At 66.6% G+C, this 21,364-nt stretch carries 22 protein-coding genes and 1 tRNA gene; 20 read left to right on the top strand and 3 right to left on the bottom strand.

What is annotated here, in order from left to right:
• The first annotated feature begins 10 nt into the window (after positions 1–10).
• From A5650_RS14415 to A5650_RS14355, 13 genes are all read left to right on the top strand, one after another.
• Positions 11–1,012: an NAD(P)-dependent alcohol dehydrogenase gene (locus A5650_RS14415; RefSeq protein ID WP_067292431.1), complete on the top strand. Its 1,002-nt coding sequence runs from the start codon at positions 11–13 to the stop codon at positions 1,010–1,012.
• A complete protein-coding gene (locus A5650_RS14410; RefSeq protein WP_067292427.1) occupies positions 1,009–2,436 on the top strand; it encodes a mannitol dehydrogenase family protein in 1,428 nt (475 codons plus the stop codon). Before A5650_RS14415 ends, A5650_RS14410 begins: the two co-directional genes overlap by 4 nt.
• A 2-nt stretch (positions 2,437–2,438) precedes the next feature.
• Positions 2,439–3,374, top strand: coding sequence for a carbohydrate kinase family protein (locus tag A5650_RS14405; protein ID WP_067292554.1), 936 nt, complete (start codon positions 2,439–2,441; stop codon positions 3,372–3,374).
• Complete coding sequence (gene ku, locus A5650_RS14400) at positions 3,374–4,321, top strand: non-homologous end joining protein Ku (RefSeq protein ID WP_067292424.1); 948 nt, start codon at positions 3,374–3,376, stop codon at positions 4,319–4,321. Before A5650_RS14405 ends, ku begins: the two co-directional genes overlap by 1 nt.
• Before the next feature lie 246 nt (positions 4,322–4,567).
• Complete coding sequence (locus A5650_RS14395; protein WP_067292421.1) at positions 4,568–5,359, top strand: SDR family oxidoreductase; 792 nt, start codon at positions 4,568–4,570, stop codon at positions 5,357–5,359.
• A 10-nt stretch (positions 5,360–5,369) separates the two neighbouring features.
• Entirely contained in the window at positions 5,370–6,458 is a 1,089-nt protein-coding gene (locus A5650_RS14390) for an NAD(P)H-dependent amine dehydrogenase family protein (protein WP_067292417.1), read from the top strand.
• Positions 6,459–6,478: 20 nt separating this feature from the next.
• Positions 6,479–6,748 (top strand): hypothetical protein, encoded by a 270-nt coding sequence (locus tag A5650_RS14385; protein ID WP_067292414.1) that lies wholly within the window; start codon positions 6,479–6,481, stop codon positions 6,746–6,748.
• Positions 6,749–6,836: 88 nt separating this feature from the next.
• Entirely contained in the window at positions 6,837–7,079 is a 243-nt protein-coding gene (locus tag A5650_RS14380) for a hypothetical protein (protein WP_067292411.1), read from the top strand.
• Between the two features lie 75 nt (positions 7,080–7,154).
• Complete coding sequence (locus tag A5650_RS14375; RefSeq protein ID WP_067292408.1) at positions 7,155–8,381, top strand: Nramp family divalent metal transporter; 1,227 nt, start codon at positions 7,155–7,157, stop codon at positions 8,379–8,381.
• Positions 8,381–9,442: a poly-gamma-glutamate hydrolase family protein gene (locus tag A5650_RS14370; protein ID WP_067292405.1), complete on the top strand. Its 1,062-nt coding sequence runs from the start codon at positions 8,381–8,383 to the stop codon at positions 9,440–9,442. The genes A5650_RS14375 and A5650_RS14370 overlap by 1 nt, the downstream gene beginning before the upstream one ends.
• Positions 9,443–9,481: 39 nt before the next feature.
• Positions 9,482–10,249 carry a DUF1365 domain-containing protein gene (locus A5650_RS14365; RefSeq protein WP_067292401.1) on the top strand — a complete coding sequence of 256 codons (768 nt, stop codon included), beginning with the start codon at positions 9,482–9,484 and terminating at the stop codon, positions 10,247–10,249.
• A gap of 2 nt (positions 10,250–10,251) precedes the next feature.
• Positions 10,252–10,833 (top strand): sigma-70 family RNA polymerase sigma factor, encoded by a 582-nt coding sequence (locus tag A5650_RS14360; RefSeq protein WP_082950760.1) that lies wholly within the window; start codon positions 10,252–10,254, stop codon positions 10,831–10,833.
• On the top strand, positions 10,830–11,552 hold the full coding sequence (locus A5650_RS14355) for an anti-sigma factor (protein WP_067292395.1): 723 nt from the start codon (positions 10,830–10,832) through the stop codon (positions 11,550–11,552). The genes A5650_RS14360 and A5650_RS14355 overlap by 4 nt, the downstream gene beginning before the upstream one ends.
• A gap of 8 nt (positions 11,553–11,560) precedes the next feature.
• Here A5650_RS14355 and A5650_RS14350 read toward each other — a convergent pair whose 3' ends face one another.
• Positions 11,561–12,661, bottom strand: coding sequence for a glutamate--cysteine ligase 2 (locus tag A5650_RS14350; protein WP_067292392.1), 1,101 nt, complete (start codon positions 12,659–12,661; stop codon positions 11,561–11,563).
• A 181-nt stretch (positions 12,662–12,842) separates the two neighbouring features.
• Here A5650_RS14350 and A5650_RS14345 point away from each other — a divergent pair, with 181 nt between their 5' ends.
• Positions 12,843–13,661, top strand: a complete 819-nt coding sequence (locus A5650_RS14345) for an LLM class F420-dependent oxidoreductase (protein ID WP_067292389.1) — start codon at positions 12,843–12,845, stop codon at positions 13,659–13,661.
• Here A5650_RS14345 and A5650_RS14340 read toward each other — a convergent pair.
• Positions 13,656–15,617 carry a flavin-containing monooxygenase gene (locus tag A5650_RS14340; protein ID WP_067292386.1) on the bottom strand — a complete coding sequence of 654 codons (1,962 nt, stop codon included), beginning with the start codon at positions 15,615–15,617 and terminating at the stop codon, positions 13,656–13,658. The genes A5650_RS14345 and A5650_RS14340 overlap by 6 nt on opposite strands.
• A gap of 155 nt (positions 15,618–15,772) precedes the next feature.
• On the opposite strand from A5650_RS14340, the gene A5650_RS14335 reads away from it, so the two are divergent.
• From A5650_RS14335 to A5650_RS14325, 4 genes are all read left to right on the top strand, one after another.
• Positions 15,773–15,845 (top strand) — tRNA-Arg (locus A5650_RS14335).
• 137 nt (positions 15,846–15,982) lie between these two features.
• A complete protein-coding gene (locus A5650_RS26825; RefSeq protein ID WP_156744135.1) occupies positions 15,983–16,255 on the top strand; it encodes a hypothetical protein in 273 nt (90 codons plus the stop codon).
• Positions 16,236–16,565 carry a GNAT family N-acetyltransferase gene (locus A5650_RS26425; protein WP_156744134.1) on the top strand — a complete coding sequence of 110 codons (330 nt, stop codon included), beginning with the start codon at positions 16,236–16,238 and terminating at the stop codon, positions 16,563–16,565. The genes A5650_RS26825 and A5650_RS26425 overlap by 20 nt, the downstream gene beginning before the upstream one ends.
• 136 nt (positions 16,566–16,701) lie before the next feature.
• On the top strand, positions 16,702–17,622 hold the full coding sequence (locus A5650_RS14325; protein ID WP_067292383.1) for a DUF732 domain-containing protein: 921 nt from the start codon (positions 16,702–16,704) through the stop codon (positions 17,620–17,622).
• A 50-nt stretch (positions 17,623–17,672) separates the two neighbouring features.
• On the opposite strand, the gene A5650_RS14320 is transcribed toward A5650_RS14325, so the two are convergent.
• Positions 17,673–18,365, bottom strand: a complete 693-nt coding sequence (locus tag A5650_RS14320; protein WP_067292379.1) for a GAF and ANTAR domain-containing protein — start codon at positions 18,363–18,365, stop codon at positions 17,673–17,675.
• 199 nt (positions 18,366–18,564) lie between these two features.
• Here A5650_RS14320 and A5650_RS14315 point away from each other — a divergent pair, with 199 nt between their 5' ends.
• Positions 18,565–19,779, top strand: coding sequence for an acetyl-CoA acetyltransferase (locus tag A5650_RS14315; protein WP_067292376.1), 1,215 nt, complete (start codon positions 18,565–18,567; stop codon positions 19,777–19,779).
• Between the two features lies 1 nt (position 19,780).
• Positions 19,781–21,334 (top strand): carotenoid oxygenase family protein, encoded by a 1,554-nt coding sequence (locus A5650_RS14310; protein ID WP_067292373.1) that lies wholly within the window; start codon positions 19,781–19,783, stop codon positions 21,332–21,334.
• Positions 21,335–21,364 lie beyond the last annotated feature (30 nt).

Genomic DNA, 21,364 nt, shown 5'->3' with positions numbered 1-21,364 from the left:
GGATAGCCGGATGCGGGCCGCGGTGCTCGTCGAACCCGGGCGGATCGAGATGCAGGAGCGCCCTGTGCCGCGCCCCGACCTCGGTGACGTGCTGGTACGCATCTCGTCAGTGGGTGTGTGCGGATCGGACACCCACTACTACCGGCACGGGCGCGTGGGCGAATTCGTCGTGGCGGCGCCGCTGATCCTGGGCCACGAGGCGGCCGGCACGATTGTCGACGTCGGCGAGAACGTCGACCGCGCGCGCATCGGTGAGCGCGTGTCGATCGAACCGCAGCGCCCCGATCCCGACAGCGACGAGACCCGCCGCGGGCACTACAACCTCTGCCCGCACATGCGGTTCTTCGCGACCCCACCCGTCGACGGAGCACTGTGCGAGTATGTGACCATCGGAGCGGAGTTCGCCCATCGCGTGCCCGACTCCATCTCCGATGACGCGGCCGCGTTGTGTGAGCCGCTGTCCGTCGGCATCGCCGCGGTACGCAAGGCGGGCGTGGACGGACGCTCGCGGGTGTTGGTCACCGGGGCCGGACCGATCGGCATCGTGATCACCCAACTCTCGCGCGCCTACGGCGCGACGGACATCGTCGTCAGCGATCCCGACGAGGCCCGGAGACGACAGGCGACCTCGTTCGGCGCGACGGCAGTGCTCGATCCGACCGTCCAACCCATCACGGATCTCGGGGTGGACGCGTTCATCGACGCCTCCGGCGCGGCGACGGCCGTCGCCGACGGCGTTCGGGCGGTGCGACCGGCGGGCAAGGTGGTGCTGGTCGGCCTGGGCGCCGAGTCGATGGAGCTGCCGACGCAGGTGATTCAGAATCGAGAACTGGTGCTGACGGGCGTTTTCCGATACGCGAACACCTGGCCGACGGCGATCGCCCTGGTGGAATCGGGACAGGTTGATCTGGATGCGATGGTGACCGCCCGCTTTCCGCTCGAGCGCACCGCCGAGGCCCTCGACTCCGACCGCACGCCGGGTAGCGTGAAGTCGGTGGTGACGGTCTCATGAAACTCGACAACTCCACGCTCGCCCAGCTGCCGTCGGACAAGCCGACCTACGACCGTTCCGGAATATCGGTCGGCATAGTGCATTTCGGAGTCGGCGGCTTTCACCGGGCGCATCAGGCGATGTACGTCGACCGGCTTCTGGAGAAGGGGCTCGCGAAGGAGTGGGGTATCGCCGGTGTCGGCGTGATGCCCGCCGACCGCAAGATGGCCGATGTGATGGCCAGCCAGGACGGCCTGTACATCCTGCTGCTGGAGAAGCCCGACGGTAGCCGCGATGCACGCGTGATCGGTTCGATCGTCGACTACCGCTATGCGCCCGACGACCCCGACTCTGTGATCGAGCTGCTGGCCGCGCCGACCACCCGGATCATTTCGCTGACCATCACCGAGGGTGGCTACAACATCGACAATGTCGGCGGCGCCGACGGAGTGAACGTCTTCGGGTTGGTCGTCGATGCGCTCGCGCGCAGGCGCGACCGTGGCATCCCCTCGCCGACGATCGTGTCGTGCGACAACATCGAGGGAAACGGCGAGGTCGCCCGGCACGCGTTCACCAACTACGCCGAAAGGGTCCACGCAGGCCTCGGCGAATGGATCGACACGCACACCAAGTTTCCCAACTCCATGGTCGATCGCATCACACCGGTGACCACCCCCGACGTGATCGACGTCGTGGCAACCGAATTCGGTATCGACGACCAATGGCCGGTGGTAGCCGAACCCTTCACCTCCTGGGTGCTCGAGGACGACTTCGCTGACGGCAGACCACCGCTCGAAGCCGTGGACGTGCTCATGGTCGATGACGTCACCCCGTACGAGCTGATGAAGCTGCGTCTGCTCAACGCCGGCCATCAATGCCTCTGCTACTTCGCATATCTCGCCGGGTACCGTCTGGTCCACGACGCCGCCGGCGACCCGCTGTTCGCCGACTTCCTGCTGGCGTACATGGACGACGAGGCGACACCGACACTCAAACCCGTACCCGGGATCGACCTGCCCGACTACAAGCGCACGCTGATCGAGCGGTTCGCCAATCCCGGCGTCAGAGATACCGTCGCCCGGCTGTGCTACGGCTCCTCGGACCGCATTCCGAAATGGCTGCTGCCCGTCATCCGCGAAAACCTGAGAACCGGCGCGCCGATCCGGCTGTCGGCGGCGACGGTGGCCAGCTGGGCACGCTATGCCGAGGCCACCGACGAACACGGCCAGCCGATCGACGTGCAGGATCAGCTCGCCGACGTCTTGGTACCACTGGCCAAACAGCCGCGCGAGAATCCGACCGCATTCATCGAAAACACTGATCTATTCGGCGATCTCGCCTCCGACGAACGATTCGTCGATGCCTACGTCTGGGCGCTCGACTCGCTGCACCGCGATGGTGCGCGGGCGACGCTGGAAGCGTTGATGCACAAGGACGACTCGTGAGCGTGCAGCGGGCGCTGGTGATCGGCGAGGCGTTGATCGACATCGTCCGGCGCGGTGGCGAGGTCATTGGTGAGCACGTCGGCGGCAGCCCACTCAACGTGGCGGTGGGGCTGGCTCGCCTGGGCCGCGACGTCGACTTCTTGACCCACATCGGTGGCGACGAACGCGGACGGCGCATCGCCGACCACGTCGAAGCGTCCGGGGTAGGGCTGGTCGAAGGCAGCACGAACGCAGCGCGGACGCCGACGGCGTTGGCGACGCTGGACGAGCAGGGATCGGCGGAGTACGAGTTCGACATCGAGTGGCAGCTGACCGGAACACCAGAAGTGGGTCCGCCGCTGGTCGCGCACACCGGATCGATCGCCTCGGTGCTCGAGCCCGGCTGCCGGGCAACCGCCGCGCTGCTGGACACCTATCACCCTTCGGCCACCGTGACGTTCGACCCGAACGTGCGGCCCGCACTGATCGAGGACGCCGACGCAGCACGCGCCCGCATCGACCGGCTCATCGAACGGTCCGACGTGGTGAAGGCCAGCGACGAAGACATCCGCTGGCTCGATCCGGGACGGACACCCGAGCAGATCGCGCAGACGTGGTTGTCACTGGGCCCATCGATCGTCGCGGTGACGATGGGTGGGCATGGCTCGTTCGCGCTGTGTGCGCAGGGCATGGTGCGGCTTCCGGCGTTCCAGGTCGACGTCGTCGACACCGTGGGCGCGGGTGATGCGTACATGACCGGCCTGATCGACGCACTGTGGACGCTCGGACTCTTGGGCGCCGAGCGCCGCCGTGACCTCGCACGCATCGGCACCGACCAGCTCACGGACGTCGTGCGCACCGCCGCGATGTCGTCGGCGCTGACGGTCTCGCAGCCCGGCGCCAACCTGCCAGATCGCAGTACCCGCGATGCGGCCCTCAAATCAGCCATACTGGGTTGATGCGTTCCATATGGAAGGGTTCGATCGCGTTCGGCCTGGTGAACGTGCCGGTCAAGGTCTACAGCGCGCAGCAGGACCACGACGTGAAGTTCCATCAGGTGCACGCGAAGGACAACGGGCGCATCCGCTACAAGCGTGTCTGCGAGATCGACGGCGAGGAAGTCGAATATCGCGACATTGCCCGGGCCTACGAATCCGACGACGGGCAGACCGTGATCATCACCGACGAGGACATCGCCACGCTGCCCGAGGAACGCAGCCGCGAGATCGAGGTGCTGGAGTTCGTTCCGGCCGGCGACATCGACCCGATGATGTATGACCGCAGCTACTTCCTCGAGCCCGAAGGCAAGTCGTCGAAGTCGTATGTGCTGTTGACCAAGACGCTCAAGGAGACCGACCGAGTCGCGATCGTGCACTTCGCGTTGCGCAACAAGACGCGGCTCGCCGCGCTTCGGGTTCAGGACTTCAGCAAGCGCGACGTCATGGTGATCCAGACGCTGTTGTGGCCCGACGAGATCCGCGACCCCGATTTTCCGGTGCTGGACAAGGAAGTCGACATCAAGCCGGCCGAGTTGAAGATGGCAACCCAGGTCGTCGATTCGATGACCGACGACTTCAATCCCGACCGCTACCACGACGACTATCAGGAGCAGCTGCGCGAGCTGATCCAAGCGAAACTCGAAGGCGGCGAAGCGTTTACCACCGAGGAGCAGCCGCAGGAGCTCGACGAGACCGAGGACGTCTCCGATCTGCTGGCCAAGCTCGAGGCCAGTGTGAAGGCGCGCCGCGAAGGCCGCGGCGGGTCACGCAGCTCCGACGACGACGACAAGCCGGCCAAGAAGGCGCCCGCGAAGAAGAGCGCGGCTAAGAAGACGCCCGCCAAGAAGGCCGCGAAGAAGTCGACGGCGAAGAAATCCGCGGCCAAGAAGACCGCCGCCAAGAAGTAGCCGCTCGTCTGAGAGGCGCCGTCCGCCCGAGGGGCGCCGTCCACCCCCGCCGCCGTCGCACCCCCCGCCGCCGTCGCCCCCCCGCCGCCGAACCTCGTTTCCGCGAGACGTACACCAGGGCCGTGCTGACCGGTCGAAGTACGACCTTGGCGTACGTTTGGCGGAAATTAGAACGTGTTTCAAAAAGCCGTCACGCCTGCCGCCGCACCCTGTTACGGTTCGCCGGGCAAGGGAAGGACTCGAAACGTGATTCTTGACAGATTCCGGCTCGACGATCAGGTTGCCGTCGTCACCGGCGCAGGCCGCGGCCTCGGTGCCGCGATGGCGGTTGCTTTCGCGGAAGCCGGTGCGGACGTGGTGATCGCGTCGCGCACCCAGTCGCAACTCGAGGAGGTGGCCGAGCAGATCAAGGGCGTCGGGCGCAGCGCGCACGTCGTGGTGGCCGACCTCGCGCACCCCGCCGACACCGCCATGCTCGCCGGCGCCGCGATCGAGGCGTTCGGCAAACTAGACATCGTCGTCAACAACGTCGGCGGCACCATGCCGAACGCGCTCCTGAACACCTCGACCAAGGACCTGCGCGACGCGTTCACCTTCAACGTCACCACCGCGCACGCGCTCACCACGGCCGCGGTTCCGCTGATGCTCGAACACTCCGGCGGCGGCAGCATCATCAACATCACCTCCACGATGGGACGGCTGGCCGGCCGAGGCTTCGCCGCCTACGGAACGGCCAAGGCCGCGCTCGCCCACTACACCCGCCTCGCCGCACTCGACTTGTGCCCGCGGATCCGCGTCAACGCGATCGCGCCGGGTTCGATCCTCACGTCGGCGCTCGACATCGTGGCGTCCAACGACGATCTGCGGAAGCCGATGGAGCAGGCCACGCCGATGCGTCGGCTCGGCGACCCGCAGGACATCGCCGCGGCCGCGGTGTACCTCGCCTCGCCGGCAGGCAGCTACCTGACCGGTAAGACGCTCGAAGTCGACGGCGGGCTGACGGTCCCTAATCTCGACATGCCGATCCCGGATCTGTGAAAGGAACGCCATGACCATCAAAGTCGCCGCGATCGGCACCGGCAATGTCGGCAGGCACGCGCTGACCCAACTCATCAACGACCCGCAGTACGAGCTCGCCGCAGTATGGGTGTCGTCGGAGGACAAGGCCGGCAAGGACGCGGGCGAGCTTGCGGGACTGCAGGTTTCGACCGGCATCACCGCCACGACGGACCTCGATGAGGTGCTGGCGACCAAACCCGACTGCGTGGTCTACACCGCGATGGCCGACAACCGGCTGCCCGAGGCGCTCGAGGACTACCGGCGCATCCTCGCCGCCGGCGTCAACGTCGTCGGCAGCAGCGCGGTCTTCCTGCAATACCCGTGGCAGGTGCTGCCCGAGGAACTCGTCAAGCCCATCGAGGAGGCGACGCAGACGGGCCAGTCGAGCGTCTTCGTCAACGGCATCGACCCCGGCTTCGCCAACGACCTACTCCCGCTCGCGCTGGCCGGAACCTGCCAGAGCGTCGAGCAGATCCGGTGTATGGAAATCATCAACTACGACACCTACGACAGCGCGACCGTCATGTTCGACGTGATGGGCTTCGGCAAGCCGCTCGATGAGATCCCGATGTTGTTGCAGCCCGGCGTGCTGAGCCTGGCCTGGGGATCGGTGGTGAGGCAGCTGGCGGCGGGGCTTGGTATCGCGCTCGACAAGGTGTCGGAAACCTATGTGCGCGAACCGGCGCCAGAGGATTTCGACATCGCGTCCGGCCACATCGCCAAGGGCACCGCGGCGGCGCTGCGTTTCGAAGTGCAGGGCATCAAGGACGGCAGGGTGGCCGTCGTGCTCGAGCACGTCACCCGCCTGCGCGACGACCTGCATCCGGACTGGCCGCAGCCGGCGCAGGAAGGCGGTTCGTATCGCATCGAGATCACCGGCGAGCCTTCCTACACCGTCGACCTCTGCCTGAGCAGCCCGAATGGCGATCACAACCATGCCGGTCTCGTCGCGACGGCCGCTCGTGTTGTCAACGCGATCCCCGCGGTCGTGGCGGCGCCACCCGGCATCCGCACGACACTCGACTTGCCGCTGATCACCGGAAAAGGGTTGTACGCTGTGCAGCAAGGCCGGGGGTAGACCAGACTAAGGACGTGCCTATGCGGACCACTCTTCGTTATCTCGCTCCGGCGATCGCTGCATGCGGCATTGCGGCAGCGCTTGCGGCGGCACCGCTGGCCGCCGCCGAACCGGCCCCGAATCCCACGCTGCCGCAGTGCGTCGACACCGGCGGCGCGCAAGCCATCGGCGGTTCCACCACCGAGTGCGTCAGCCCGGGCAACGTCTCCATCAACGCGACCCCCGCCGAGCAGGAGTACGTCGGCCCCTGGGGCAGCATGTGGGAAGGCGACGGCTTCTTCTTCCCGTGATCGTCCGGGACTGACGCTCAACATCTTTCGCAGCGCTCGCCGACCAGCGGCCGCTGACTTGAAGTGCCCTGGCCCGAGGAGGCCAACCATGAAGGCTATTTGCCGTTACGCCGCACCGCTTCTCGCGTTCGGCGGTATCGGCGCGTTGTCGCTCGTCGCACCCATCGCCGGCGCCGCGCCCGAATGCACCAACATCGGCCCGAACACCACGCAGTGCCAGACCAACGGGAGTTCGCAGATCGTCACGTCACCGTCTGTACAGACGAGCCCGTACTGGGGCTGGCCGTACGGCGGCGGGCTCGTCATCGGACTCGGTGGCTGGCACAAGTAACCCCTAACCCCACGGCCGCAAGGTTTCGGCTAACCTAACTTTTCTATTCGCAGTTCCGGATAGAAAGAGGGTGGGGTGGCCCAGAACACCGAGGTGAAATTGCGGCCGAGTTGGCTGCTACTCGGACCGGCGTTCGTGGCCGCCATCGCCTACGTCGACCCCGGCAACGTCGCGGCGAACGTCAGCGCCGGCGCGCAATTCGGCTTCCTGCTGATCTGGGTGATCGTCGCGGCCAACGCGATGGCCTGCACCGTGCAGTACCTCTCCGCGAAGCTCGGCCTGGTCAGCGGGATGTCCCTGCCCGAGGCGGTCGGCAGCCGAATGGGGCGCCGCACTAGGCTGAGCTACTGGCTGCAGGCCGAAACGGTCGCGATGGCAACCGATCTCGCCGAGGTCGTCGGCGGCGCCATTGCGCTCCACCTTCTGTTCGACCTGCCGCTGCTCGCCGGCGGCATCATCACCGGCGTCGTGTCTCTGGTGCTGCTGATGGTTAAGGACCACCGCGGCCAGAACTCGTTCGAACGCGTCATCACCGGCCTGCTGGCGATCATCGCGGTCGGCTTCCTCGCGAGCCTGTTCGTCGCTCATCCGCCGCTCGACGAGGCGGCCGCCGGGTTGGTGCCGAAATTCGCAGGCGCAGAGAGCGTATTGATCGCGGCGGCGATGCTGGGCGCGACCGTGATGCCGCACGCGGTGTATCTCCATTCGGGCCTGGCCCGCGACCGGCACGGCCACCCCGATCCCGGCCCGATGCGACGGATGCTGCTGCGCGTCACCCGCTGGGACGTCGGCATAGCCATGGTCATCGCCGGCGCGGTGAACCTGTCGATGGTGTTGGTCGCGGCGACGAATCTGCGGGGTCAAGAGAACACCGACTCGATCGAGCGGGCGCACGCCGCGGTCAACGAGACGCTCGGGCCCACGATCGCGCTGCTGTTCGCGATCGGGCTGCTCGCCTCGGGGTTGGCGTCGTCGTCGGTCGGGGCGTACGCGGGCGCGATGATCATGCAGGGTCTGCTGCACCGTTCCATTCCTTTGGTGCTGCGCCGCCTCGTGACGCTGTTGCCGGCGTTGGCGGTGCTGGCGATCGGCCTGGACCCCAGCCGCGCGCTGGTGTTGTCGCAGGTGGTGCTGTCGTTCGGGATTCCGTTTGCGCTGATCCCGTTGGTGCGGCTGACCAGCGACCGCGCTCTGATGGGCGACGACGTCAATCACCGGGTGACGACCGCGCTCGGGTGGCTCATCGCCGGCCTGATTACCCTTTTGAACGTGGTGTTGATCTATCTGACGCTGACGGGTTGATGCACGCGTACTTCGCTTACGGCTCGAACCTCAACGTCTCACAGATGGCGTTGCGGTGCCCCGCTGCCGCCGATCCCCGGCCGGCGAGGCTGGCCGACCACGACTGGTTGATCAACGAGCGCGGTGTCGCCACGGTCGAACCATTCGACGGCTCCGAAGTGCACGGCGTGCTGTGGCAGCTCAACGATCACGACCTGGCGGTGCTGGACAGCGCCGAAGGCGTTCCGGTGCGCTACCGCCGCGACCGGCTCACCGTGCACACCGACGACGGGCCCGCCGAGGCGTGGGTCTATATCGACCATCGCGTCGAACCGGGCCCGCCGCGGGCCGGGTACCTCGAGCGCATCATCGACGGCGCCCTGCACCACGGGCTGCCGCAGCGCTGGGTCGAGTTCCTCAAGCGATGGGATCCCGCACACTGGCCGGGCCGCACCGATCAATCCGATCTGCCTGCCCCTGAGTCGCTTTCGGAACTCCTGGCGCAGCCGGGCATCGTCGAGGAGCGAATCCTGAGGTCCCGCTTCGGTTTTCTGGCAATTCACGGCGGTGGCCTGGAGCAGATGACCGACGTGATCGCCGAACGCGCCGCCGACGCCGCTGGCGCCTCCCTGTACGTGGTGCGCCACCCCGATCACTACCCGCACCACCTGCCGTCGGCGCTGTACCGGGCGCAGGAATCCGAACGCCTCGCGGAGTTCCTCGATCACGTCGACGTCGCGGTGTCACTACACGGGTACGGCCGCATCGGTCGTAGCACACAGTTGCTCGCGGGCGGGCGCAACCGCGCACTCGCCGAACACCTCGCGGAGCACGTCGAAGTGCCTGGGTATCAACTCATCACCGATCTCGATGCGATGCCTCGCGAACTGCGCGGGCTGCACCCCGACAATCCGGTCAACCGCGTCCGCGGGGGTGGCGCGCAACTCGAGCTGACACCGCGCGTGCGGGGTATCAGCCCCCGCAGTCAGTTGCCCGGCGACGACGGGCTCACGCCGGCGACGTCGGCGTTGATCCAGGGGCTCGTCGCGTCCGCGCATTCCTGGGAACGACTCTCGGCTTGAGGACCCATCCGGGGCGCGAGCGGCTCCGAATACCGCTACGTGGATGGTTCCTACCTGTACCGCACCCGGACGGCGCACTTGCGGCGCGCGCCGGTGTACCACCATTTCGAGCATCACGGCTTCAGCTGGCTCGTCGACCTCGACCGGCTGCCGAGACTCCCCTGGTGGCTGCGCCCCTTCGCGCAGTTCGACGCCCGGGACCACCTCGAAGGCGCCTCGGACGAGACGCTGCGGCAGCGCATTGACGCGTTCCTGTTCGACCGCGGTGTCGACCTCGGAGGCGGGCGGGTCACCGCACTGCTGCAGGCGCGAGTCGCCGGCTACGTCTTCAACCCGGTCACGTTGTACTGGTGCCACGACTGCGAGGGCGTGCTGCGCCACATCGTCATGGAGATGCACAACCGCCACGGCGAACGGCACGCATATCTGCTGTCACCGGGTCCGGACGGCACGTCGATGGCGCCGAAGAAGCTGCGGGTGTCGCCATTTCACGGCACCGACGGTCACTACCTCGTTCGCGCGCCCCACCCGGACGACGAGGTGGATGTGACGGTGTCGCTGCACCGCGGCAGCGAACCGGCGTTCATCGCGACGGTGCGAGGCACGCGCCGACGTGCGAGCGTCGCCCAGGTGCTGCGGATGCAGGTGCTGGCTCCGCTGGCGCCTTTGATGACCGCGCTCGAGTACCGGCTCCAACACCTGACGCTGCGACTGAGGCGTGTCCCCGTCGTATCCCCTGCGTATCGGCGCGGCGAAACCGCTCCTCCGGCACCGGCTTTCGTTGGCCATGCGGCCAGATCCCGATAACCGTGCCGGTACAGACTCGGGTGGCTAGGCTACCGCTGGTGACCACGGACCTCGACGAACTGCTTCGCCGGGTCGCCGAACAGGACGTCGAGGCGTTCGCCACTTTCTACGACCGCACCCGGGCGCGCGTGTTCGGTCTGGTGTCGCGCGTCCTCCGCGATCCCGGGTACAGCGAGGAGACGACGCAGGACATCTACCTGCAGGTGTGGCGCACCGCGCACACCTACGACCCGGCGGCGGGTTCCCCCCTCGCGTGGTTGATGACACTCGCGCACCGCCGCGCGGTCGACCGCGTGCGGTCGGAACAGGCGGCGACCCAGCGAGAGGACCGTTACGGCGCGGCGTCCGTCGAACCGCCCGCCGACCACGTCGCCGACTCGGTGATCTTGCGTGACGAACGCCGCCAGGTGGCCAACTGCCTGGGCTCGCTGACGGATGTGCAGCGGGAGTGCATCCAATTGGCCTACTACGACGGGCTGACCTACGCCCAGGTCTCCGAGCGACTGTCGGCGAACCTGGCCACGATCAAATCGCGGATGCGCGACGGACTCCGCGGTCTGCGCAAGTGCTTGGGGATGGCATGACCGAGCCCATGGATTCCGACCTCGGCGCACTTGCGGCGCCGTACGCCCTGAACGCCATGTCCGACACCGAACGCGAGGACGTCGACCGCCGTGTGGCGGCCGCCCCGCCTGCCGTCGCGCAGGCCTTCACCGACGAGGTTCGTAAGGTTCGGGAGGCGATGGCGGTGGTTTCGGCCTCGACCGCAACGGAACCGCCGCCGCAGCTGCGCGAGCGTCTGCTCGCCGAGGTCGGCGGTGGACGAGAGCGACCGGTGAGCCGGTTGCGGCCGCGACCGAGCCGGTGGCAGAGGACGGCGCTCGCCGCCGCGGCCGTGCTCGTGGTCGGGCTCGGTGCGGTCGGTGTCGGCCTGGCCCTGCGGCCGACGGCCAAACCGTCGACCGCCGAGCAGGTGTTCGCCGCTCCCGATGTGCGCACCGTTTCGGGCGAGATCCCGGGCGGAGGCACGGCGACAGTGCTGTTCTCCCGCGAGAAGGACGCCGGTGTGCTGGTGATGAACAACGTCACCCCGCCACAGCCCGGCACCGTCTACCAGATGTGGTTGGTCGGCGCGGACGGTCCGCACCCGGCGGGCACGATGGACCCGCAGTCCGTTGCACCGTCGACCACTGCCGTGCTGCCCGATCTCGGCGACTCCAGCACCCTGGCCTTCACCGTCGAACCGCCGGGCGGTTCGCAGGAGCCGACCAGCGCGCCATTCGCCGAACTCCCGCTGGTCTAAGGCGCGGCTTACGTTCCCGCCAGCGTCGCTTCAGCGGCCTCCGCGACGACGTCGCGCACGTCGCCACGACGTTGCCACGCCCGCCGCTGACGCATGGCTCCGTTGCCGTCTTCGGTGACGCGGCGCAGCCCGTCGGTCACGAGGTCGTAATCACCCACCGCCTCGAGCGCGGGTCGGACGTGCTCGACCAGGCGGTCCAGCAGCTCGCGCGCGGGCACCCGCTGATGGCTTTCCAACAGGTCCACCGCATCGCCGTCGAGGCCGTCGCGCGCAGACTTCCAGTACGCGGCCTTGAGTGCGTGCGCGGACAACGGCGGTGTCCGCTCGCCGCTGCGCTCGTCCTCCAGGGCGGTCATCACCGCGGCCCGGCTCAACGCGGCCAGCAGGACGGTCTCGTCCGCCGTCGCGGGCACATCGGCGACGCGCACCTCGATCGTCGGGAAGTTCGTCGATGGGCGCACGTCCCAATAGACCATGCCGTCGTCGAGCATCGCGCCGGCCTGCTGCAGCATCTGCACGACCGCGTCGTACTCGTCGACGGAGTCGAAATGCGGCGGCGGACCGGCGCTGGGCCAGCGCGCCCACAGCACGCTGCGCCAGCTGGCGTAGCCGGTGTCGGAGTTGCGGTAGATCGCGGAGTTGGCGCTCAGCGCGAGCAGGCTGGGCAGCCACGGCCGCAGCCGGTTGCTGACCCGGATCGCGGCTTCCCGGCTGGGCACCGCGATGTGGACGTGGCAGCCGCAGATGCCCTGTTCGTGCGCGATCATGCCGAACTTGTCGCCGATCTCGCGGTACCGCGGGGTGTCCGTGATCGGAAAGTCGCGAGGCAGTGTCGGCGGCAGTCCAACCGCCAGCAGCTGGGCGCCGGCGGCCTGTGCGGCCTCCGCGGAGAGGCGACGGAGCCGAAGCAGTTGTTCGTGCAGGTTTCGGGTCGAGCCGACCACGTCGCTGGTGGTTTCGACCTGGCAGGTGGTCAGCTCGAGTTGCAGCTTCACACCCCGGTCGGCGGCCTCGCGCGCGACGGCCTCGTTGAGCGCGACCGGTTCACCGGTCGCCGGGTCGGCGAGCAGAAATTCTTCTTCGACACCGATGGTGGGATGAGTGGCCATAACTGAGGGGGTCGGAAATATTGATCCGGCCCGTCGGAGAAGTTCACGACGGGCCGGATCGGGGCAGCAAGTCCTTTGGCTAGTGGACTTCGGTGATTCGAAGTCGGCGGCAGATGTATTGCCCAGCGAGTCTGCGTGCCAAACATTCTTTGCCGGCCTGCGATCCTCCTACGATCGATCCGTGACCAAACCCTTCCGGTTCGGTGTGGGCCTTCAGGCTGCGCGTCGTCAGAAGTCAGTGCAGGACTGGGCGCGCCGCGCCGAGGACATGGGCTACGACATCGTGCACGTCGCCGACCACCTCTACACCACGGCGCCCTTTCCGATGATGACGGCGATGGCGATGGTCACCGAGCGCCTCCGCGTGGGCACCTTCGTGCTCAACACGGGCTTCTACCGCCCCGCCCTGCTCGCGCGTGAGGTGACGACGCTGCGCGACTTGAGCGGCGGACGCTTCGACCTCGGGCTCGGAGCCGGTTACGTCAAGGAGGAGTTCGAGCAGGCCGAGCTGCCCTACCCCACCGCAGGCCAACGCGTGGACTGGTTGCGTCATGTCACCGAACACATGGCAGAGCACGCACCCGATGTGCCGATACTGATTGCGGGCAACGGCGACAAGCTGCTGACGCTGGCCGCACAGCGCGCCGACATCATCGGGCTGACGGGCGGCGCCCCGATCACCGCGACATCCGATCCGCTCGCCGATCGCATCGCATTCGTGCGCGATGCCGCCGGTGACCGGTTCGACGATCTCGAACTCAACATCGCCGTCACGGCCATGCCGACCGACGATTCCGGCATGCCCGACCTGTCCATCACCCGGCGATTCCTACCGCACCTCTCCGATGAGGAACTGCTGGCGACGCCGGCGGTGCTGTCCGGATCGACGAGCGAGATCGCCGACACGTTGCGCCATTACCGCGACACGTACGGCGTCAGCTACATCACGGTCCAGCAGTTGCATGCCGAGCCGTTCGCGAAGGTGATCGCAGAGCTATAACGGTTGCACCACAGCGGTATCGGCGGACCTCAAGACGAAGTCCGACCATTCCGGTTCGCGCACCGCGTCGTGATACTCGTAGAGCTTCCACGGGCTGACGGTGTGGATCTCACCACGGGCGTTCTTGAAGTAGGAGTGCTCGATCGACGGGTGCGACCAGACCGTCATCTTGATCGCCTCCTGCGACGTGCGGCGCCATTGCTCGGTCGCGTCGACCTTCGGTTCGATCGAGTGTAGCCCGTCGGCCAGCGCATGCAGACACTGTCCGATATAGCGCATCTGCAACTCGGAGTTGAAGATCAGGCTGCCGCCGTGCGCGAGATGTGTGCCGGGGCCGTAGGTGAGGAAGAAGTTCGGGAAGCCGGGAACCATGATCCCCCGATACGCGAACGGACGGTCACCCCAGACGTCGCGCAGGTCGACCGGATTGCCGTCGCCGTCGCGGCCGATGATCCGAAGCGGCCACAGCACCTCGGTGGCCCGAAAACCGGTGGCGTACACGATCACATCGGCACGCCGCTCACGGCCGTCGGCGGTCAGCACGCCCGTCGGCGTGATCCGCTCGATCGGTGTGCGGATCAACTCGACGTTGTCCCGCTTCAACGTTCGCAACCAGGTGCCGTCGTCCTGCAACGTGCGTTTACCCGTCGCGGGGTAGTCGGGCAGGACCTTGGCGAGCAGTTCGTCATCACCGTCGACCTGACTGGTGATCCAGTCGGTGAACATCATCCGCGCGGCGGCGTTGATGTCGCTGACCGCGTAATCGCTTCGCTGATAAGCGGGATCGACGCGAGCGGCGTCCAGCCCTTTGTCGGCGCCGGGCCACAGCAGCAGGAATCGGTACCAGCGGCTGTAGAACGGCAGGTGCTCCATCGCCCAGCGGGTGCCGTCGCCGACTTCGTCGTGGTACATCGGGTTCGGGAACATCCATTGGGCAGTGCGCTGGTAGACGTCCAGGTGTTCAACCCGGTCGGCGATCGCGGGCGCGATCTGGAATCCGCTTGCGCCAGCGCCGATCAACGCGACGTGTCGGCCGGTGACATCGACGGCGTGGTTCCACGCGGCCGAGTGAAACGCCGGACCGCCGAAGGTGTCCGCGCCGTCGATGTCGGGCACCAGGGGGCGGTTGAGTTGGCCGACCGCGCTGATGATCGCGCGCACGATCACCCGCGAGATCCGGCCGTCCTTGGCGCGCAGCGCGACGGTCCAGGTGCCGGGCCCGTCGTCCCACTCGGCCGAGACCACCTCGGTCTGCCAGCGGACGTGCTCGCCGATGCCGTGTTTGTTCATCACGTCGACGAAGTACTGCCGCAACTCCGGCTGCTCGGCAAAGTAATGGCTCCAGTCGTTGCTGGGTTCGAAGCTGTAGCAGTAGAAGTGGTTGGCCACGTCGACGCGGGCGCCGGGATAGCTGTTCTCCCACCAGGTTCCCCCGGGGCCGGCATTCTTCTCGACCACGGTGAACGGCAGGCCGGCCTGCTTGAGTCGGATGGCAGCAAGCAGGCCGGACTCACCGCAACCGATGACGAGCACGGGAAGGTTCGCCGCGGCAGCCGGGTCAAGGGTTTCGGGTCGACGAGGGTCGGCGCCGTCGAGATCGAGCTCCTCGGTCAGCAGCGGCAGATACTCCTCGCCGACGGGTTCGCAAGCGGCCCAATCCATCATCTGCTTGACGACGGACGCATCGAGCGGCGCGGGTTCGGGACAGCCGCGGTCGCGGTATTCGGTGATCACGTCGAGGGCTTCGGCTCGCGCCCGAGCCTTGTCCTCCTCGGACATGAAGCCCTGAACCTCGTTGAGAAACAGCCCGGCCTGGGCGTAGTCGCGGATGAAGCGGGTGTCTCCGGTGATGTGCACGAGGCTGAGCAACAGCGTGGGAACGCTCACGTCCTCGAGTGCTCGCTCGATTTCGGCGGTCGGCGTCGTGAACGGCGTGCCCGCATAGCGACTGCGCACGACAGATCCTCCTGACCGCAATGATCTTTTGCAATTACGGAACGAACAGTAGCGTAATCGACGGAAGGTTCCCGCAGTGTCGTTTGGTGCGTCGCGGCCTGGGACGAGTGGTCCGCGCTGCCTGCGGGTGCCAGCCGGTAAGCTGCCAGCGGTCCGCCCTCGTAGCTCAGGGGATAGAGCACGGCTCTCCTAAAGCCGGTGTCGCAGGTTCGAATCCTGCCGGGGGCACTTCTGTTTTGTATTGCTGCGGTTGATGGCTGACGGTGTTTCGGCTGATGGTTGACAGTTACTTCGGCTGATCCTTGACACTCCCCGCTTCAGCTCAGACAACAAATCTGAGCTCTGCGCCCGAGTATCGTCAGCGCATGACGAGTCCGGAGGAGTCTCGGGTAACCCCGGCAACCGACGAGGGCAGGGCGATCGCCACGCTCACGATCGCCTTCAGCAGCGATCCCGTCGCCCGCTGGTTCCTGTCCGACGCGAGTCGATACCTGACGTATTGGCCCCCGTTCGTACGCGCGTTGGCCGGCGAAGCATTCGCAGCTGGTACTGCCGACTCGGTCGACGATTGCGGAGGCCCTGTGGCTGCCACCCAACGTGGGGTCGAACGACGAGGCGATGGCGGCCATCGCATCTGAGGCAGTACCGGAGCCCGACCAGGAAGAGGTCTTCAGCGTATTGGGACAGATGGGGGAATACCACCCGGCAGAGCCCGTTTGGTACCTCCCTCTGATCGGTGTCGACGCGCCGAAGGAGGGCCGAGGGCTCGGCTCGGCGATGCTCCGGCACGCTGCTCTACGCTGCGACCGCGACAACCTACCCGCGTACCTCGAAGCAACCAACCCTCGCAACAAGCGGCTCTACGCCGCGCACGGGTTCGAGGAACTCGGCGTCATACAGACCGGCAGTTCGCCCCCCATCTGGCCGATGTTGCGCCGACCTGGGTGAATTGAGGTGTGCCAACGGACGGCTCTCGACAATGACAGCGGTTACCCGCGCTGTCCCCTTCGGCTCAGCTTCGTCATTCAACACAAATCCCCGGCGATTCGACGAACACGAAGCCCGGAACGTCGATGATGAGTTAGTGACGTTATCCAGGCGGTCGGCCGACGGTCGGAGTCCGGCGAAGAGAACGTGCCCATATTGCGGCTCGAAACTCGCTTCCGACGTCACATGCGACCGATGCGGAGCCGTATACGCTCCCACGACACTATCGGGCTGGCGACCCGATCCCACGGCACGCTACGAAGGGCGTTTCTACGTCGCAGGCCGTCCGACGAATCGCGTGCGCAACGGCAGGCACCGCGCTGCAGACCCCGTCGGAGGTCAGATGCTGCCGGACTATGTCGAGGTTTCGGTGGCAAGGTCGAGCATCCGAATGAGCTGGCCGACGACCGGAGCGATGACAGCGATCATCGTTCTGACTGCAGCAGTCGTCTGGGCGCTACCACGTGGGGGCACCCCAACTCCGCCATCTCCGGAAGCCGGATATCTCGCCGCGCTCAAGGATGCCGGACTTGCCACCGAATTCAATTCCGACGCCGGAGCCGTCGCCCACGGACGACAAGTCTGCCGCCAACTCGAAGAGGGCGGTCCTGAGCAGGGTCTGCTGGCCGACAAATTCGCCGTCGAAGCTTTCTGTCCGCAATTCGCGAAGGGCTTCCATATCCTCGACAGGACAACTGCCGCAGGGAAATTCGTCCTCATGGACAGCGCCGGTGTGGGCGCAATCGCCTCCGACGGGACGGCATGTGAAGGCACCAGCGGCTATGCCGACATAAGCAAGCAAACACAGGTAACCGTCAAGAACGGCAAGAACGAGATACTGGCCACCACCACGCTCGGAGACGGGCACGGCGACAGCGCGCAGTGCACCTTCTCGTTCAGTTTCCCAGTCACCGAAGGCCAAGATCGCTATGTCGTCTCCGTGGGACACCGGGGTGAGTTCAGCTACACCTTTCAACAACTTCAAGCACACGGCGTTCAGGTGAGTCTCGGACATTGACTGGCGCGCATATCCTTATCAGCGAACTGACCCAGCGCCCCGTCGAGCCGCTATTCAGCGCCGCTGCGCGTATCGATGACGCGCTGCGCGACGTCGGCGAGTTTGACGTTGCTGTCCTGCGAGAGTTGTTTGAGCATCTCGAACGCGCGCACCTCGTCCACGCCATAACGCTCCATGATGATGCCCTTGGCCTGGCCGATACGGTCCCTGGTGGCCATCGCCGACTGCAATTGCTCGCCCTGCCGGCTGGCCAGTATCGCCGCGGCGGCGTGTGCGGCCAGGACCGTGCCGATCACTTCGTCTTCGGCGTCGAAGGCGCGGGCATTCGAGCTGAACATGTTGAGGGCGCCTGCGGTGCGGTCGGCCGTGTAGAGCTTGATCGAGAGCCCGCTGAGCACGCCGTGATCCACCGCCGCGGCTGCATACAACGGCCAGCGATCCTCATTCCGGAAGTCGTCGGTGCGCAGGATTAGCTCGTTGAGGGCCGCCTCCACGCACGGTCCCTCGCCGAACTGCATCTGGATTTCGTCGAGCGTATTCAGCAACTCTGAGGTCCCGGCAAGCGATTCGAATCTGCCGCCCCTGCCGATCAGTAGCACTCCGACTGCTTCCGCGCCCGGTATCAGCTCACACGCCGTCTCGGTGACGTCGTTCAGCACGTCGTCGACGGTGCGCGGCGAGGCGGACATACGCGCCAGCTCGGCCATCCGCTCGGCCAGCTCATGGGTACGCGGCTGCGTCATGCCGGGAGTCTTCCCCTTAGGGCCGCCGACTACACGATTGTTTGTCGTTCGCCCTATTGGGCATGTCGTGTGGAAGCTCGGGTGACGGTCGACCGTTACTCGCGCTGAGGTCTCGTCGGTTCAGACAGGCAGCCGACGGGGCCGCCCTTCTTCACCACCTGGGTGGAGTCACTCTCTTAGTTGTAGTACGGTCTTCGACATGGACGCACCCGATGTCTGGATCCTCGGCGGTTACCAGAGCGACTTCGCCAGGAACTTCAGCCGCGAGGGCCTGGACTACGCGGATCTGACGACGAACGTAGTCGAGTCGACGCTCTCGGCCGCCATGGTGGACGCTCACAACATCGGGGTGGTGCACGTCGGCAACGCGTTCGGCGAACTGTTCGCTTTTCAGGGCCATCTCGGAGCAATGCCCGCCTCGGTGCACGACGGGTTGTGGGACACACCGGCCGCACGACACGAGGCGGCGTGCGCGTCCGGCAGCGTGGCCGTTCTGTCGGCCATCGCCGATCTTCGGTCCGGGGCCTATCAGTCAGCCCTGGTGCTCGGGGTTGAGCTGGAGAAGACTGTTCCCGGTGACACGGGCTCGCGGCACCTCGGCGCGGCCGCATGGACCGGCCACGAGGGCGCCGACGCCAAGTTCATGTGGCCCCACATGTTCGACCGGGTGGCCGCCGAATACGACCGGCGCTACGGCATCGACGAGACGCACCTGCGCGCCATCGCATCGCTGAACTTCGCCAACGCCCGCGCGAACCCGAATGCGCAGACCCGCGCGTGGTCTGTCCCCGATCCCCTGACCGACGACGACGCCACCAACCCGGTTGTGGAGGGCCGGTTGCGCCGATTCGACTGCAGCCAGCTGACCGACGGTGGAGCGGGCGTGGTGCTCGCCACCGACGAGTTCCTGCGCGACCACCCGGACCTGCGGCCGCTGGGCCGCATCGCCGGATGGGGTCACCGCACGGTCGGGTTGGGGCTGCAGCAGAAACTCGATCGCGCCGCTGACGACCCGTACGTATTGCCACACGTTCGAAGCGCGCTTCTCGAGGCTTTCGACCGCGCCCGCGTCACGCTCGACGACGTCGACGGCTTCGAGGTCCACGACTGCTTCACCCCCAGCGAGTACCTTGCGATCGACCACCTCGGACTCACCGGGCCCGGCGAGTCGTGGAAGGCCATCGAGAACGGCGAAATCGAGATCGATGGGCGCCTACCGATCAATCCCAGCGGCGGCCTGATCGGTGGCGGCCACCCGGTCGGCGCCTCCGGGGTGCGCATGCTGCTGGACGCGGCCAAACAGGTCAGCGGAACCGCGGGCGACTATCAGGTCGAGGGCGCAAACACGTTCGGCACCTTGAACTTCGGCGGCAGCACCGCCACCACCATCAGTTTCATCGTCGGGAAGGCATGACATGGGCAGCGCGAATGTGGAGATCGTCGGCAAGTACCTGACGACACTTCCGGACGACGACGACCATCCGTACCGCACCGGGCCGTGGCGCCCGCAGAACACCGAGTGGGACGCCGACGACCTCCAGCCTGTCGAGGGCGAGATCCCGGCCGACCTCGACGGCGTCTACCTGCGCAACACGGAGAACCCGCTCCATCCGGCGCTGAAGTTCTATCACCCGTTCGACGGGGACGGCATGGTGCACGTCGTCGGTTTCCGCGACGGAAAAGCGTTCTACCGCAACCGGTTCGTCCGTACCGACGGTTTCATCGAGGAGAACGACGCCGGCGGGCCACTGTGGCCCGGGCTGGCCGAGCCGATCCAGCTGGCCAAGCGCGATTACGGCTGGGGTGCGCGCACTTTGATGAAGGACGCGTCGAGCACCGACGTCCTCGTGCACCGCGGGGTCGCGCTCACCAGCCACTACCAGTGCGGCGACCTGTACCGCGTCGACCCGTTCACCGGCGACACCCTGGGTAAGGAGGACTGGCGGGGCGGATTCCCCGTCGACTGGGGCGTTTCGGCGCACCCCAAGGTCGACGATCGCACCGGCGAGCTGCTGTTTTTCTCCTATAGCAAGCAGGACCCGTACATGCGCTACGGCGTCGTCGACGAGGACAACAACTTCGTCCACCTCACCGATGTCCGGCTGCCCGGCCCGCGGCTACCGCACGACATGGCGTTCACCGAGAACTACGCGATCCTCAACGACTTCCCCATGTTCTGGGATCCGAAGTTGCTTGAAGCCGACATCCACTTCCCGGGGTTCCACCCGGACATGCCGTCGCGGTTCGCCGTGATCCCCCGCCGCGGTGGACCTTCCGATATCCGGTGGTTCGAGGCGGATCCGACGTTCGTGCTGCACTTCACCAACGCGTACGAAGACGGGGACGAAATCGTCCTCGACGGCTTCTTCCAAGGTGACCCGTCGCCCGTCGACACCAGGGCAGGTGACAAGTGGCAGCGGGCCTTCCGGTTCCTGGCGCTCGACCGGCTGCAGACACGGCTGCACCGCTGGCGGTTCAACCTCGTCACCGGGCAGACCACCGAGGAACAGCTGACCGACACGATCACCGAGTTCGGCATGATCAACGGCGGTTACGCCGGTCTCCCCTACCGCTACACATATGCGGCCACCGGCAAGCCGGGGTGGTTCCTGTTCGACGGGTTGGTCAAGCACGACCTGCGCACCGGTGCCGAACAACGGTTCAGCTTCCCCGAAGGGGTGTACGGCAGCGAGACCGCCATGGCGCCCAGATCGAAGGTCGCCGTCCCGGCTCCGGCGCGAGGAGCCACCGCCGAGGACGACGGATACCTCGTCACGCTCACGACGGACATGAACGCCGACGCCTCCTACTGTCTGGTGTTCGACGCCGCCAGGGTCGCCGACGGTCCCGTCTGCAAACTCCCTCTGCCAGAGCGAGTCTCGAGCGGGACGCACTCCACGTGGGCTTCGGGATCCGAGCTGCGGCGGTGGCGGGAGACCGATGGGGCAGCCGAGGCCGTCGGTCTCTGAGTGCCCGCACCCGAACCTAACGCCGTCGCC

Origin of the sequence: Mycobacterium sp. 1164985.4 (assembly GCF_001668575.1) — a bacterium.
Classification (GTDB): domain Bacteria; phylum Actinomycetota; class Actinomycetes; order Mycobacteriales; family Mycobacteriaceae; genus Mycobacterium.
The sequence above is the reverse complement of the archived record's forward strand: the minus strand, read 5'-3'. Positions and strand labels throughout refer to the sequence as shown.

Excerpts from the sequence above, each read along its gene's own strand:
- A5650_RS14415 (WP_067292431.1), top strand. The coding sequence starts at position 11 with ATGCGGGCCGCGGTGCTCGTCGAACCCGGGCGGATCGAGATGCAGGAG.
- A5650_RS14410 (WP_067292427.1), top strand. The coding sequence starts at position 1,009 with ATGAAACTCGACAACTCCACGCTCGCCCAGCTGCCGTCGGACAAGCCG.
- ku (WP_067292424.1), top strand. The coding sequence starts at position 3,374 with ATGCGTTCCATATGGAAGGGTTCGATCGCGTTCGGCCTGGTGAACGTG.
- A5650_RS14390 (WP_067292417.1), top strand. The coding sequence starts at position 5,370 with ATGACCATCAAAGTCGCCGCGATCGGCACCGGCAATGTCGGCAGGCAC.
- A5650_RS14385 (WP_067292414.1), top strand. The coding sequence starts at position 6,479 with ATGCGGACCACTCTTCGTTATCTCGCTCCGGCGATCGCTGCATGCGGC.
- A5650_RS14380 (WP_067292411.1), top strand. The coding sequence starts at position 6,837 with ATGAAGGCTATTTGCCGTTACGCCGCACCGCTTCTCGCGTTCGGCGGT.
- A5650_RS14370 (WP_067292405.1), top strand. The coding sequence starts at position 8,381 with ATGCACGCGTACTTCGCTTACGGCTCGAACCTCAACGTCTCACAGATG.
- A5650_RS14355 (WP_067292395.1), top strand. The coding sequence starts at position 10,830 with ATGACCGAGCCCATGGATTCCGACCTCGGCGCACTTGCGGCGCCGTAC.
- A5650_RS14350 (WP_067292392.1), bottom strand. The coding sequence starts at position 12,661 with ATGGCCACTCATCCCACCATCGGTGTCGAAGAAGAATTTCTGCTCGCC.
- A5650_RS26825 (WP_156744135.1), top strand. The coding sequence starts at position 15,983 with ATGACGAGTCCGGAGGAGTCTCGGGTAACCCCGGCAACCGACGAGGGC.
- A5650_RS26425 (WP_156744134.1), top strand. The coding sequence starts at position 16,236 with ATGGCGGCCATCGCATCTGAGGCAGTACCGGAGCCCGACCAGGAAGAG.
- A5650_RS14320 (WP_067292379.1), bottom strand. The coding sequence starts at position 18,365 with ATGACGCAGCCGCGTACCCATGAGCTGGCCGAGCGGATGGCCGAGCTG.
- A5650_RS14315 (WP_067292376.1), top strand. The coding sequence starts at position 18,565 with ATGGACGCACCCGATGTCTGGATCCTCGGCGGTTACCAGAGCGACTTC.
- A5650_RS14310 (WP_067292373.1), top strand. The coding sequence starts at position 19,781 with ATGGGCAGCGCGAATGTGGAGATCGTCGGCAAGTACCTGACGACACTT.